Genomic DNA, 13,574 nt, shown 5'->3' on the forward strand with positions numbered 1-13,574 from the left:
CGCCCAGCTTGTTAAGCCCTCGCTTGCGGTTTAAGTTGCTGAACATTGCTCTTATTAACAATCTTCTCAGGACGACTAATATGATACCCCTGTCCAAAATCACAACCAACTGTCATCAATTTCTGTAAAACCTCTTCCGACTCTATTCCTTCTGCGACTAAACGATAACCGAACTTGCCGCCTAACTCATGTAGCGCTTTTACTAAAGAAAGATTCTTATCATTGCCATTTAGCGTACGAATAAAACTGCGATCTAGTTTAATAAACTCAAATGGATAATTATGTAAAAAGTTAAATGATGATTGACCTGCACCATAGTCATCAAGTGCCAACTTAACCCCAAGTTCTTTTAATTTACGTAAGCCTTTAAGCGCTAACTCATTATTTTTGCTAAATGCTGATTCATTAAACTCTAAAATTAATCGCTCTGGCTCTACAGTATGATCTTTAATTAACCCAATTAACTTATTCAATTGATTAGCTTGTGTTAAATGTCGGCCAGAGAGATTCACACCAATAAATGCATTTTGATGTTCATCTTCATCATCAAGCCAACTTTTAAGTTGAGAGCACACTTGTGAAATAACCCATGTTTCTATATCTAATATCATGCCGGTTTCTTCCGCCATATATAGAAACTCACTAGGGGTGAGAATACCTTTTGTTGGATGCTTCCAGCGTAATAAAGCTTCAAAGCCAATAGTATTCGTAAGCATTAAATCTGAAATTTGCTGATAATGTAGCTCAAACTGCTCTTCTTTAATTGCAATACGTAATTCCTGCTCTAAGGTCATACTGGCAATTAATTGCTCCCGCATACTTTCATCAAAAAACACATAACGACCACGGCCTAAGCTTTTAGCTTGATACATTGCGGCATCAGCATCACGCAATATTTCATTCGAGTCTTTATAGTGTTGACTACAAAGGGCAATTCCAATGCTCGCATTAGAATATAAACAGTGACCGTCCAATTCAAACGGCTTACTTACCGCATTAATAATACGGCTAGCAACTTCTTCGACGTCATCTTGAGATTGCAACGAATCGAGTAAAATAACAAATTCATCTCCACCCAAGCGCGCTAAAATATCATTATCACGAACACATTCTGATAATCGATTTGCTATTTCAATTAAAAAGTTATCGCCCGCAAGGTGTCCTAACGTATCATTAATTATTTTAAACCGATCTAAATCAATAAAAAGCACCGCAAAGCGATTATTTGGATGACGCTTTAAATGACGTTGCGCAAATGCTAATCGGTCTGAAAACATGGCTCGATTAGGTAATTTAGTAAGGGCATCATGATGCGCTTCATAATAAAGCTGTTCTTCTGCTTTTTTCCGTTCCTCTATTTGCATACGCAAATTTAAATTACTTGCTTGAAGCTCTTCTGTGCGCTGACTAACAATCTTTTCTAATTCAGACTTACTACGTTGAATATTATCTTGTGCCGTTTTACGAAGAATAGCGGTAGCAATGTGCTGACCAACAAAGCGGATAATTTTCAAGTCGCTTAGTTGATAAGCCTCTGAGTCATGATAATGTTGTATCGCTAACACGCCAATTATTTTTCCACGATCAATTAGCGGCGCACCCAACCAAGCTTTAGGTAGTTTTTCAAGGGGATATTTTAAATTAAACGCTTGTTGCTCAAACTCGCCATCATCGCCTAGTGTATGTATTTTCCCTTGGCTAATTAATAAGGGTTTCCCTGTTTTTACTGCTAGTTCTGTTAAACCTGTTGCAAATCGACGGGGCTGAGGGTGAGCAATTTTTTCATCGTGATAATAAGTAAAATGTACCATGTCACCTTTTTCAGATAACAAAGCAATATATAAATTTTTTGCCGGTAATAACGTTTCTATTTGACCATGAATAGTGCGGTAAAACAGGTTAATATCTTCCGACATTGCTGTTAATTCTGAAATTGCCAGTAATGCTTTATGTACCTTAACCACTTTCTGACGCTCTGCAATTTCAAGCTGTAAACGGTGGTTAGTTTCAGTTAATTTTTGTGTACGCTGCCTAATATTTTGTTCTAATAGTTCTCGACTAGTTACTCTGTCTATTGCCGTGACTATATGTTCACCAATAAATTCAAGTAATTGGCAATCCCGGTCATCAAAATAAAGTTTACTGTCATAGCTCTGCAGGGCAATAACACCAATAACCTGATGCCCGCGTTTCAGTGGCACTCCTAACCAGTCAACACAAGCTGAACCATAAAGTACAATTTTTCCTGCCTTAGCTAAGGCCATACGCTCAGCAGAGCTGCAATGCATAGCTTCAGCATTTTCAAACACAATCCCTGTTAAGGTTTGATGCCAATTTTGAGAATCAATTTGCTCAACCAACCTTGAGTTTTCAGTACTATTACAGTAAGTAAGCGTTAACTTTCTTGATTGATTGAGAAGGGCGATATGGAAAGCGTCAGTGATAAATAAATTTTCTATTACCGCATTTAAGGCAGGGTAAAACGAATCCATATCGGTTACTGTACTGGCTAATTCAGACAGTTGCAGCAATCCCGATTGCATTGTTTTAACTTCTCTATACTTTTTTAGTAATGATTTAAGCTTCGGCAACTGCCTTATCGCTTGAGTATCATTTTTTGCCCTTACTTCCATTAAGGCTAAACCATTTATTATGTATTGTTATTTTTGTGCCCGTAGTCTAACAAAATATAAACAGTTATCCAGTACTTTTGCACAATAAACAGTCAACTTTTCAGGTGATAATAAATCAACTGTAAACAAAGTGAGACTGGTAAGGGTATAAGAGGCGTTTGTCTGTCTATTTACAATAAAAATGCCAGCAAGTGCTGGCATTTTATTTAGTGTTCAAATTTAATTAATGATTAACTAAACAGCAATCACCCCTTTCAATTTATTAAGGGCATTTTTCTCTAACTGGCGTACACGCTCTGCAGAAATATCATATTTATTTGCGAGCTCTTGTAACGTACTCTTTTCGTCATCTAACCAGCGTGTTTTAATAATATCTTGGCTACGATCATCTAAACTTATCATCGCATTCGCTAGTTGTTGATTGGCATGAGACTCCCAATTCTGATCTTCAATATCTATGGCGATATCAGATTGTTTATCTTCTAAGTATTGTGCCGGAGAAAAGTTACTTGCACTAGCGTTATCATCATCATCAGAAGAAAGTTCAAATGCTTGATCTTGGTTTGTCATTCGTGACTCCATCTCAAGTACATCTTTCTCACTAACACCTAACGACTCAGCTACTGTGCTCACTTCTTCATTGCTAAACCAACCTAAACGCTTTTTATTTTTACGTAAATTAAAAAATAATTTACGCTGTGCTTTGGTTGTTGCAACTTTAACAATACGCCAATTTCTTAAAACATATTCATGAATTTCTGCTTTTATCCAATGTACAGCAAATGAAACAAGACGCACACCCACTTCAGGGTTAAAACGTTTTACAGCCTTCATTAAGCCAACATTACCTTCTTGGATAAGATCCGCTTGTGGTAAACCATAACCGGCATAACCTTTCGCTACATGTATAACAAAGCGTAAATGCGACATAATCAACTCTTGTGCTGAGCTTAGGTCGTCTTCTTCGTATAAACGAGTAGCAAGCTCATGCTCACGTTCAGCAGAAAGCATTGGAATGCTATAAGCCGATTGCATATATGCTTCAATGCTGCCGCTTTGTGGAACCGTAAGCGCCATCGATTGCATTGTATTACTCATCTAAAAACTCCTCTTTATATCTGCTCATGATTATAACATAAATTTTTATACTTCACGAACTTTGATGGCAAACCTTACCCTAGTAGAAAGGGCTAAACAACCTCTGCTTTCATTTTTTATTTTATTTTTTTAATGTAAATAATTATATGAGCAAGATTTACTTGAAGAAACAAGTTTTTAGGGGTAATTGCAACAAAATATGAATATTTAATGACGCAATAAAATAATCAGTCCGCTGTTGGTTCAATAGCCCGAATATGCTTTCTTACCGAGATGTAGCTACCAGCTAAACCAAGTAAAATAGCCATGGCGATAAGCAGAATTAATTCATTAAAGTTCAAACTCTCTAATTCGAAATTACTTTGGTATAGCTCAGTAAGTTCAATGATGGCCCCTGAAAAGTAATAGGCCAGAAGTGTTACTGATAAACTTGCAATTAAGCCTCCTAAAATGCCATACCAAACTCCAGCATAAAGGAAAGGTCTCTGAATAAAGGCATCGGTTGCCCCTACTAATTTCATAACAGCTATTGCCTCTTTTTGATTAAGTATCGCTAATCGAATGGTGTTGCCAATAATAAGCACCACCGATAGACATAATAAAATACCTAACCCAAAAACAACATTTTCTATTAGTTTAGTGATAGCTTCTAAGCGTGTAAGCCATTCTAAATCAAGTTTTCCTTGTTCTACCTCTCGTTCTTTCACTATTTTTTGTAATAACTCTTCAGCGGCTAAGACTTGGCTAGAGCGTTCAGTTGGCGTCACTAAAACAGTGGCAGGTAATGGGTTTTTATCAAGATAATTTAAGGCTTCACCAAAACCGGACAAGGCTCTGAACTCTTTCAGGGCCTCTTCTGCAGAGATATATTCCACATGATTAATTTCTGGATACAGGCGTAGCCGCTGTACTAACTGTTGAGCCTCTTTATCGGTTACCGACAGTTTTAAAAATAAACTAATTTCAGACGCGGAGCCCCAATGCTCTGAGATACTATTCGCATTTTTTACAAAGACATGTAACGTTGCTGGCAATGTTAAACTAATGCCCAAGACAAGAATGGTCATCATTGAAGTAAACGGAGTACGCCAAAGGTCACCTAAACTACCAACCGCCTGCTGTATATGACGTGTGATACGACCGAATACCTTATCAATAAGACTTCGCTTTAATTTTTGCTCTGGATGATTAAACATAATCACCACCTGGAGTACGCATGCCTTCAATCAAGCCGTCATTAATCATACTGCCTTGCTTTAAGGTTAATGTACGATACCGTAATCGTGCAATTAGGCCTAAGTCATGCGTAGCAATTAAAACGGCCACCCCCATATCATTAAACTCCTCAAATAAACGAATAATTTCTAATGATAATTTAGGGTCCAAGTTACCCGTAGGTTCATCGGCCAGTAAAATAGGGGGTTTATTCACTATAGCACGAGCAATTCCAACGCGTTGTTGTTCACCACCTGAAAGCATACTCGGGAAACTTTTTAATTTATTACCTAAATGTACTTTATCAAGTGCTGCCTCAACACGCTTTTTAGTTTCTTTGTGACTATAACCTTCAATAATTAAGGGTAAGGCGACATTATCAAATACCGTACGATCCATTAGTAAGTTATGATTTTGAAAAATCATGCCTATCCCACGACGCACATAGGGTATTTGTGGGTATGTTACTTCGGATAAACTTTTTCCATTAATGTGAATACTGCCGCTAGTCGATGTTTCCATTAAACTCATCAGCTTTAATAATGTACTTTTACCTGCACCTGAATGCCCAGTAAGGAAAGCCATTTCCCCTGCAGCAAGACTAAAGCTAACATTGTTCAGAGCGATTACACCACCTGAATAGGCTTTACTCACATTATTAAAACGGATCATAAGTTAATTAGAATACCTTTATCACTATTTATGTTCATCACTAAATAAAGCATCGATAAAATCATCACCATTAAATGGACGTAAATCATCAATACCTTCACCCACACCTAAATATCGAATGGGGATACCATACTTATCTGCAATAGCAAAAACAACTCCACCTTTAGCGGTTCCATCTAACTTGGTTAGTGTTAATCCAGTCAAACCTACAGCTTCATTAAATAGTTGAGTTTGACTTAAAGCATTTTGGCCTGTTCCTGCATCGAGTGTTAACATGATTTCATGCGGTGCATTTTCATCTTGTTTTTTCATCACTCTAACCACTTTTTTCAGCTCTTCCATTAAGTGGCCTTTATTTTGTAACCGACCAGCGGTATCTGCAATTAGTACGTCTATCCCACGTGCTTTAGCGGCACTTATTGCATCAAAAATTACAGAAGCACTATCGGCCCCTGTATGCTGAGCAATAACAGGAATGTTGTTACGCTCACCCCAAACCTGTAACTGTTCTACTGCTGCCGCTCTAAAGGTATCACCTGCGGCAAGCATTACTGATTTACCTTCACTTTGGTATTGTTTTGCTAATTTACCAATCGTTGTGGTTTTACCTACACCATTAACACCAACCATTAAGATAACAAAAGGAGTTTGGCTCTGTGTTATTTCTAATGGTGCACTAACAGGTTCAATGACTTGTTTCAGCTCACTTTTCAGTAAGTCATATAACGCCTCAGCATTTTTTAGTTGATTACGCGAAGCTGATTGCGTTAAAGAATTAATAATTTTTGTCGTTGTTTCGACACCGACATCAGCTAAAAGCAAATGCGTTTCTAATTCTTCAAATAGCTCGTCATCTATTTTTTTGTCACGAAAAAGATCAAATAAGCCGCCACCTAAATTCTGGCGAGTTTTACTTAACCCTTGCTTTAGGCGAGAGAAAAAGCCTTTTTTGGGCTCTGGCTCTGGCTCTGGCTCTGGCTCTGGCTCTGGCTCTGGCTCTGGCTCTGGCTCTGGCTCTGGCTCTGGCTCTGGCTCTGGCTCTGGCTCTGGCTCTGGCTCTGGCTCNGAAGTCATCATCTTGAGGTGATTTTTTCTCAACTATTTCTATATTTTCAATAGATTGAGATGGCTCTTCAATTAATGATTCATCAGCTGTTTGCTCTTTAGTTTTTTCTTTTTGGCCACCTAAACCTAACCAAGAAAACATACCTTTCTTTTTTGACATACTCACAATTTCTTTTATTTGCGCAGATTAATGATAGTAATTGCGCGGTAAACAAGGATAGAATTACTTATATAGTAACACCTAAAATGCCGACAAAAAACAAAAGCCTTTAGCAAATGCACAAAGCCAAAAAACAGCAAACAAAATCAAGCAAAAACCAAACTAAAATCGGAGCTATTCGTATCATTTCGGGTAAGTATCGAGGGCGAAAGCTTCCCGTATTAATGGCCGAAGGGCTAAGACCCACAACAGATAGAGTCAAAGAAACGTTGTTCAATTGGTTAATGCCGTATATAAATGCCAGTAATTGTTTAGATTGTTTTGCTGGTGCTGGCAGTTTAGGTTTTGAAGCCTTGTCACGCGGCGCTAGTAATGTCACGTTAATAGAATTAGACAGATCTGCCGCAAAGCAACTGAACGACAATAAAAAATTACTTAATGCTCAAAACCTTAATGTGATAAATACCAATTCACTTCAATATTTAGCTCAACCAGCACCTATGAATTACGATATTGTTTTTATTGACCCGCCATTTCATCAGGGACTAGCAGAAGAAGCTTGCTCCCTAGTTAATAATGGTTGGCTTAATAAAAATGCATTAATTTATTTAGAAGTAGAAAGTAGCGGAACGGCTTTATCACTCCCTGAAAATTGGGATTTGTTAAAAGAAAAGATAGCAGGACAGGTTGCTTACCGTTTATATCAAGCAACCTAAATTTTGCTCAATAACTCAAAATAGCGGCATTTAGGCTCATTTTCATACAATTGCATTGTTTTTAATTGTTTAAATCCTATGCTTTCAAGTAAACCAATAGAGCTAATATTATTAAGGCTAGTAACCGCGGCAATTTTATCTATTTTAAGCTGCTGTTGTGCATATTCTAGTACGGCATTTACGGCTTCCTTAGCATAGCCTTTACGCCAGAACGCTGGTAAGTATGCATAGCCAATATCAGGCAATGTTAATTCAGGCCTTTTTAATAAGCCACACATTCCAATCAACATATTATTTTCAATGAGTTCAACTGCGTACAGTCCAAAGCCATGTGTTTTATAGCTCATTATTGGCCCTGCATTTAAGTACTCAATTGCATCTGCAACCGAGCGTACTCCTTTATCGGTAATATTTTCGATAAAAGAAGGCTCATTAAGTAATTTTACAATAAATTCAGCATCTTGATGAGAAAACCGTCTTATAACCAGTCTTGGTGTTTGGCAAACAATCATCATCATTTTTCCCTCATAATTTACTGTAAATTGATAAAATGGCTTGGAAAAAACCAAGCCATTTATTGCAACAACGGCTTACTTTTTAGGTGTTAATTTAAGATCATGAAAGTCAAAGCTAAAATCTGTTAAGTTAGAAACAGCTTTCATTGTTACGTAGTTAATAGACCCATCGACATCTAAATTGAAATTTACAAAAGCATCCGCTTCTAAAGTACGATCATCCCAACGAACAATAAACGTATTATGTTGATAGTGCTCTAAGGTGCCTCTCAATTCGAGGGTTTTAGTAAAGCTCATATAAAGCTGACCATCTACTTCCTCAATGGCTATATCACCGTACCAATCATCTTGATAAAGCTGTGCATAGTCTTCAAGAGGTAACGAAGGCTTTGAATTTTCGTCAATATTTGCCTTGGCGTCAGCTAAACGCTTACTTTCTTGAGCTAAACGTTTATCTCTACTTACTTGATAATGTGCTACCCAATCTTTTTTAGGCAGATTCAGATACTCATTTAAAATTTGATCTGCAATTGCATTAAAAGCATACCCTGATTGTTGATTAGTCAAAATGACCATACCTAGGTTTTCTTCAGGTACTAAAACAACTTTAGATACCATTCCTAAAATACCTCCTGTGTGATAAACCAATTTAACACCATGGTAGTCTTTCATAAACCAACCTAGTCCATACGCAAGAAAGTGTGTTTTATCTCTTTCAGTTGCTAACGCAGATACAGGTAATAAGGTACGTGCTTGCCATAATTCAGCGCTTTGCGTGGCACTAAATAAACGTTTTTCTTTATGTTCAGCTTTAGCATAAGCCCCTTGATTCAACATCGCTGTGATCCATTTACTCATATCATTTACACTTGAAGCCACTGAGCCTGCTGATGAAAACTTTTCAAGGAAATTACCACCCACAACATTTAATTTCCCGTTAAGTGGCACATGTGCACGAGCAACATTTGTATTGCTTTTATCAATTAAAGAAAACTTAGCTTTAGTATTGTTCATTGCTAACGGTTTAAATATATTTTCAGTAATATTTTCTTGCCATGATTTACCGGTAATACGCGCAATTATCTCGCCAGCCAAAATATACATTAAATTGTCGTAAGCAAATTCACTGCGAAAACTACTTGCTTCGGGCAAATATTTAATCCCTTTTATTATCTCTGCCATGGTATGGCTTGTTTCCGGCCAGATCATCAAATCGCCAGCACCTAAACCTAAACCACTATTGTGTGACAGCAAGTCGATAATAGTGAATTCACGAGTGACATAGGCATCAGGCATTTGAAATTCAGGAATTATATCGATTACACGGGTACGCCAAGTCAACTTACCTTGATCAACAAGTTGTGCAATTAATGCCGCGGTCATCGCTTTAGTATTAGAAGCGACACCAAACAAAGTATCTGCATTAACTTTCAGATCTTTACCATGCTCTATAACACCAAAGCCTTGATTGAGTATAAGTTCTCCATCTTTTACTATAGCAACGGCCACACCTGGCACTTGAAATGTGCTCATAGTGCGTGTAACCGTTTCTTTTATCGTCTCTAATTTGGTATCACTAGGGCCTGCATTAACAAATATTGCTATAGACCATAAAATACTGGCAACAATTAAATGAGTGGGTTTCATTGAGGTTCCTAATTTTTATGCTTTTGTATGTTATAAATGAACATGATCTAAGAAGTTATCATTTACCCAAAACAGCATTAATTAAGTTTACTAAGTCAGGTAAAAAATACATTAAGTCGAAAATTAATTTAAAATTCAATACCTAAGTTAGATATTCCTTCAGATAATGCTATTTTTTTGATTTTTTCGCAGGTTTGTTTATTTTCACTGGAGTCCTTAATAAGATCAAATAATTCATTTTGCATTTCTTTTTCCCACACCATTAACGGATGCTGGTCAATCATTTCATCAGTAATTTCGGTATCATCTTCAGGAAATTCTTGAGCTATCATTAATTCAATATAAAAGCTCACGCTGTTATACGACAGTCTTGAAACCGCACTAAAGCCTTCATCGTTTTCATTATCTTGCATCGCTTGCAAAAGTGACATTAGAGCCATAGAAGTATCTAATGCAGGATATACGCCAAAAGAGTCAAAAGATTCTGGATCCGGAATTTGTTCTTCAAGTTTGGTCAATTGTGCTTGATAGTTAATTTTAATTTTTTGAGACTTATCTAAACGCTGCCAAATTAAGTCAAGTTGGTTACGCAATATAGTTGAATTACCAAATTCAGAGGCCTGCGAAAACATTTGATAATTAGGCAGCATACGCTCAATTAAAACAGCACCAAATGCTATTTTTTGCCAAAGAGAAAGCTTGTTTACGGGTAGATGTATTGTCACTTATATTTCCAATCACTTTGATATAGGTTTAAATTTAATGAGTTTTGCAATGCCTTTGACACAAAAGTACTATTCATTTTGCTGAGCCAATTGCTTTTGAGCATATTCAAATCGTAATCGATATTCCGTTAATTTAGTTTCTAATTCAGCAATTTCAGTAGTTAATTTTTCATTAAGTGCGTTATTTTCATCTCGTAGGTACTTAATTGTTTCACGCGCTTGAGCATATTCAGACTCTTGCTTATCTCTATTATCAACAAAGCGTTGTTGGACACTACTCACTTTCTCACTTGACGCTTTCAACTCTTTATTTAATTGAATTATTTGATTTTTCTGCTGTTCATTTTCTGTCTCAAGTTCAGACAAGCTAGCGGCTATTGTTTTATTATGCTGTTCAAGTTCATCATGCTCATGTGCATTAGCAGCTAACTGCTGTTGTAGATCATTATTATCTTTAGTTAACGTTTGAATACGCTCACGTTCCAATTTTATAGTCTTCGTTTGAGCTTCTAACTCTTGTTCAACACTTTCCAATTTAGATTGCAGTTTTTTCGTTAGTGCCTCACTCTGTCCAAGAGATTCTGCCGCCGTTTTATATTGAGTCAGTTGTTCACTTAATTGACTCATTTTATTTTCGTTGTCTTTTTCTATCTGCGCTTGTTTCTCTTTCAACGACTCAAATGCTTTTGTTTCAACTATTAGTTTTTCTTGCAACGACTTGATTAAAGTTTCATCTTCGCGATTTTTAGTTTCTAAGGTTGAATTTCTCGTTTTTTCTTCATTTACTTCTATAGCTAATGTTTCGACTCGCGCCTTCTCTCCCTTTAACTCTTTAGATAGATCTTCTAACTGAGTTGATAAGGTTTCACATTGCTTGGCAAATTGTATTGCTTGCGTTTGATGCTCTGAAACAGAGTTAGTTGTTGACGCTATTTTGCTGGCAAATTCAGACTTTGCATGAGCCTGCTCAGCCAAAGCATTGTTGAGTTGATCTCTTAATTCGGAAATTTGCTGATTTTGAACGTTTAATGTGGCCGCTTTTGCTTGATCCGTTTTAATTAAGTTTTCTTTAACTTTAGTTAATTGTTCAATTTCTGATGTCAGCGTAGTTAATTGCTGACGTTGTACTTCAAGTGTCTGACTTTGCTCTTGCTCTTTTAAGGTTAGCTTTTTAACTGTGTCAGTTAGCGAGCTATTCTCTTTCAGTTTTTCTTTTAAAACTGACTCTGTATCCGTTAATTTTGCACCATTTAAATCTGTTATATTTTTTAATTCATTTTGCTGGCGGATATTTTCTTGTTGTAATGTGTCGATGAGCATTTGTTGCTCTTTAATCGTCGCTTCAGATTGAGCCTGAGTAAGTGCTATATGTTTAAGTTGTTCACTATTGGTATTTTTAACGGTGATAAAATGCGGGTGTTGTTCTACTTCGTCGATGGTTATTTCTTTATTCTGATGAGACGAACGAACAAGTTCAGCGACCTTTTCTTCTATTTGCACATAGATTTCACCCGCTAAGCTTTGAATACTCTCTTCAATACTGTCTGTGACTTTCTTCTGATCAGCCATATTATCCCCTAATTTAAATACAGCAATAAGATAAACTAGCACAGCTAAGGTGTACTGTTAAATTATATTAAACCAAGTTATTGGTAAATAAACACACTAATAACCTCAATTTTAAGCTACGTTAAGCACGTTTATTTATTCACCTTTAAATTTAGTTTACAAAAAAGGGCTAAAATAGCCCTTTTTACTTAACATTTAATTTACTTTATTTTAAAGCGAATTATTTAGTCTCTTCTACTGGTCTAAAGTGAATACCACTTACTTTAGCTGGATTATCGCTAGTATTACGTAATTGTGCTAAACGATTTACTTGACCAACTGAGACTAACATTGCATGAATTGGGATAAATAATCCACGCTTATGAAAGTCCATTACTTTTTCTTCAGGTAATGCCTGAAGCTTTTTCTCATCGATACCGTATAAACCTACTAACTTTTTATTTTCACCTGTATTCAGTGAAAGTTGTAGTTCCAACTCCATAAGTAATTCATTTTCTAGAAGTACTTTTAAAAAGTTTTCTGTATTAATTTCATCTTCGTAAACACGACCTAATGATTCATGCACGCTTTTTAATAACTCAGTTTCATTACCATCGGCATCAAATAATGCATCGTCTTTATCTTCACCAACAAACGGGCTATCTAAATCAATACAAGCTGTTAATGTTTTTTCTTTTTCAGGATCTAATCCTAACGTAAAAGGGACTAATGAAATGCTTTGAGGGACATAAATAGCATTCCACTTATCTTCGCCGTAATATAAGTTTTCGCCAGCTTCTAAGCCTAACATTGCAACAGAGCGATAGCGTGATGAATCAGGATCTTTTACAATAACAATAGGGTAACTTGTGGCAGCTTGAGCAAATTCACGTGCAGTTACAGGAACGATATGCTGATTTTCAACATGTGCTAAGTTACGTTTTTTAGCAAGTTTTAGATTTTGATGTTGCTCTTTTTTTACTGGTACAATATTCATAAAAGGTCTCGAGTTTTCTGAACTGCGCTTATCGTTATTTTGCAGTCGTTATTTTTTAGTTAAGTAAGTTATGGTGACATTAATAATAGCTTTCAATGGTTCATCCATAAAAAAGTGCTAATTAATCACTACAAAAGCTTGAATGAATTATTGTATATTAAAATTAATTAATAACAATCAATACTATAGTACGTTTAATTCTATAAATTATTAAAGGAAATAAAATGCAACGAACATCATTTCTATTCACCATTTTACTTCCTTTATTACTAATTGGTTTATTATTTTCTTACCCTGTAAGCAGCAAGCCTAAAACAACGACTCTCTTTGCTAAAACCCCAGAAGGATTTATTAAAGCTAAAATTAAAAATGAAACATTTGAAGAATTAGCTTGTTACATTGCCATAGATGGCTTTAAAAAAAAGTTCCGCTTATCTGGAAACATGGAATCTAAATGGGTTGCTGCCACAGATAAACGTTTTGCTTATACGAGTTTCAGTACTTGGTGTGATTATATTGAGTTTTACCCCCAATATAAAAAATATAAACTGGGTTAATACTCGCTAATAAACATGCTAAAGGA

General features: G+C 36.2%; 12 protein-coding genes. 2 read left to right on the top strand and 10 right to left on the bottom strand.

The window, feature by feature from the left end:
* Nucleotides 1-11 precede the first annotated feature (11 nt).
* The 5 genes from IE155_RS13275 to ftsY form a co-directional block, all read right to left on the bottom strand.
* The gene (locus IE155_RS13275) at nucleotides 12-2,633 is read right to left on the bottom strand and encodes a bifunctional diguanylate cyclase/phosphodiesterase (protein WP_189378733.1); all 2,622 of its coding nucleotides are present in this window, start codon (nucleotides 2,631-2,633) and stop codon (nucleotides 12-14) included.
* Between the two features lie 234 nt (nucleotides 2,634-2,867).
* The gene (rpoH, locus tag IE155_RS13280; protein WP_189378734.1) at nucleotides 2,868-3,731 is read right to left on the bottom strand and encodes an RNA polymerase sigma factor RpoH; all 864 of its coding nucleotides are present in this window, start codon (nucleotides 3,729-3,731) and stop codon (nucleotides 2,868-2,870) included.
* A 227-nt stretch (nucleotides 3,732-3,958) separates the two neighbouring features.
* Nucleotides 3,959-4,927, bottom strand: coding sequence for a permease-like cell division protein FtsX (gene ftsX / locus IE155_RS13285; RefSeq protein WP_189378735.1), 969 nt, complete (start codon nucleotides 4,925-4,927; stop codon nucleotides 3,959-3,961).
* Nucleotides 4,920-5,618, bottom strand: a complete 699-nt coding sequence (gene ftsE, locus IE155_RS13290) for a cell division ATP-binding protein FtsE (protein ID WP_189378736.1) — start codon at nucleotides 5,616-5,618, stop codon at nucleotides 4,920-4,922. The genes ftsX and ftsE overlap by 8 nt, the downstream gene beginning before the upstream one ends.
* A gap of 24 nt (nucleotides 5,619-5,642) precedes the next feature.
* Nucleotides 5,643-6,695, bottom strand: a complete 1,053-nt coding sequence (ftsY, locus tag IE155_RS13295) for a signal recognition particle-docking protein FtsY (protein WP_506054834.1) — start codon at nucleotides 6,693-6,695, stop codon at nucleotides 5,643-5,645.
* 264 nt (nucleotides 6,696-6,959) lie between these two features.
* Between ftsY and rsmD the strand changes: the two genes are divergently transcribed.
* A complete protein-coding gene (gene rsmD, locus IE155_RS13300; protein WP_189378737.1) occupies nucleotides 6,960-7,559 on the top strand; it encodes a 16S rRNA (guanine(966)-N(2))-methyltransferase RsmD in 600 nt (199 codons plus the stop codon).
* On the opposite strand, the gene IE155_RS13305 is transcribed toward rsmD, so the two are convergent.
* The 5 genes from IE155_RS13305 to IE155_RS13325 form a co-directional block, all read right to left on the bottom strand.
* Nucleotides 7,556-8,077, bottom strand: a complete 522-nt coding sequence (locus IE155_RS13305) for a GNAT family N-acetyltransferase (protein WP_229817309.1) — start codon at nucleotides 8,075-8,077, stop codon at nucleotides 7,556-7,558. The two genes, rsmD and IE155_RS13305, sit on opposite strands and share 4 nt — an antisense overlap.
* A gap of 72 nt (nucleotides 8,078-8,149) precedes the next feature.
* Entirely contained in the window at nucleotides 8,150-9,721 is a 1,572-nt protein-coding gene (locus tag IE155_RS13310; RefSeq protein WP_189378739.1) for a serine hydrolase, read from the bottom strand.
* A gap of 128 nt (nucleotides 9,722-9,849) precedes the next feature.
* Entirely contained in the window at nucleotides 9,850-10,446 is a 597-nt protein-coding gene (locus tag IE155_RS13315) for a YjaG family protein (RefSeq protein WP_189378740.1), read from the bottom strand.
* A 69-nt stretch (nucleotides 10,447-10,515) separates the two neighbouring features.
* Nucleotides 10,516-12,015, bottom strand: a complete 1,500-nt coding sequence (locus IE155_RS13320; protein ID WP_189378741.1) for a coiled-coil domain-containing protein — start codon at nucleotides 12,013-12,015, stop codon at nucleotides 10,516-10,518.
* Between the two features lie 220 nt (nucleotides 12,016-12,235).
* A complete protein-coding gene (locus IE155_RS13325) occupies nucleotides 12,236-12,991 on the bottom strand; it encodes a SapC family protein (RefSeq protein ID WP_189378742.1) in 756 nt (251 codons plus the stop codon).
* 224 nt (nucleotides 12,992-13,215) lie between these two features.
* Here IE155_RS13325 and IE155_RS13330 point away from each other — a divergent pair, with 224 nt between their 5' ends.
* Nucleotides 13,216-13,548 carry a hypothetical protein gene (locus IE155_RS13330; RefSeq protein ID WP_189378743.1) on the top strand — a complete coding sequence of 111 codons (333 nt, stop codon included), beginning with the start codon at nucleotides 13,216-13,218 and terminating at the stop codon, nucleotides 13,546-13,548.
* Nucleotides 13,549-13,574: the final 26 nt, after the last annotated feature.

Source organism: Thalassotalea profundi, assembly GCF_014653195.1.
GTDB classification, from domain to species: domain Bacteria; phylum Pseudomonadota; class Gammaproteobacteria; order Enterobacterales; family Alteromonadaceae; genus Thalassotalea_B; species Thalassotalea_B profundi.

Bases quoted from the DNA above. Each gene is read 5' to 3' on its own strand.
- IE155_RS13275 (WP_189378733.1), bottom strand. From the start codon at position 2,633: ATGGAAGTAAGGGCAAAAAATGATACTCAAGCGATAAGGCAGTTGCCG.
- rpoH (WP_189378734.1), bottom strand. From the start codon at position 3,731: ATGAGTAATACAATGCAATCGATGGCGCTTACGGTTCCACAAAGCGGC.
- ftsX (WP_189378735.1), bottom strand. From the start codon at position 4,927: ATGTTTAATCATCCAGAGCAAAAATTAAAGCGAAGTCTTATTGATAAG.
- ftsE (WP_189378736.1), bottom strand. From the start codon at position 5,618: ATGATCCGTTTTAATAATGTGAGTAAAGCCTATTCAGGTGGTGTAATC.
- rsmD (WP_189378737.1), top strand. From the start codon at position 6,960: ATGCACAAAGCCAAAAAACAGCAAACAAAATCAAGCAAAAACCAAACT.
- IE155_RS13305 (WP_229817309.1), bottom strand. From the start codon at position 8,077: ATGATGATGATTGTTTGCCAAACACCAAGACTGGTTATAAGACGGTTT.
- IE155_RS13310 (WP_189378739.1), bottom strand. From the start codon at position 9,721: ATGAAACCCACTCATTTAATTGTTGCCAGTATTTTATGGTCTATAGCA.
- IE155_RS13320 (WP_189378741.1), bottom strand. From the start codon at position 12,015: ATGGCTGATCAGAAGAAAGTCACAGACAGTATTGAAGAGAGTATTCAA.
- IE155_RS13325 (WP_189378742.1), bottom strand. From the start codon at position 12,991: ATGAATATTGTACCAGTAAAAAAAGAGCAACATCAAAATCTAAAACTT.
- IE155_RS13330 (WP_189378743.1), top strand. From the start codon at position 13,216: ATGCAACGAACATCATTTCTATTCACCATTTTACTTCCTTTATTACTA.